The sequence below is a fragment of the Arenibacter lacus genome (genome assembly GCF_008711145.1).
Lineage (GTDB): Bacteria > Bacteroidota > Bacteroidia > Flavobacteriales > Flavobacteriaceae > Arenibacter > Arenibacter amylolyticus.
In genome coordinates this window covers 1-408 of sequence record NZ_VVIN01000264.1, presented here as the reverse complement: position 1 = coordinate 408, position 408 = coordinate 1, and the positions used below count along the sequence as shown (strand labels likewise).

2 pseudogenes are annotated in these 408 nt (G+C 39.5%); both read right to left on the bottom strand.

Going from position 1 to position 408, the window contains the following annotated elements:
- Positions 1-239, bottom strand: a pseudogene (locus F1E73_RS17440) (gliding motility protein GldM); the annotation flags it as partial.
- 57 nt (positions 240-296) lie between these two features.
- A pseudogene (locus F1E73_RS17435) lies at positions 297-408 on the bottom strand (gliding motility protein GldL); the annotation flags it as partial.

The window sequence follows — 408 nt, the reverse complement described above, 5'->3', positions numbered from 1 at the left end:
TTAGCATCTTCCAAAAGCGGTCCATATCTCACTTCATTTTCCGCCGCTTTGGTTTCTAATCCATTTAGAAAAGCTAGGTTATTTTCCGTGGTTTTAACGTTGGAAGCTTCCAACTTTTCGTTCATAAGTCCGAAAGCAGATAGTACTTCCTTTCCCATATTCAGCGCCAACATCGCAATGAAGATCAAATACATTAGGTTGATCATCTTCTGACGTGGTGTTTCTTTTCCTCCTGCCATTTTCTAATTAGTTTTTGTGATTAATTGATTTGGGGTTGGTTATTGCAGAGCAACTAATTAGTTTCTATTCATCGCAGACAACATACCTCCGTACACTCCATTTAAGGAGGACAGGTTAGTAGCCAATGATTCCATTTGCTCTTTTAAGGCACTGGATTTCTGCACTACC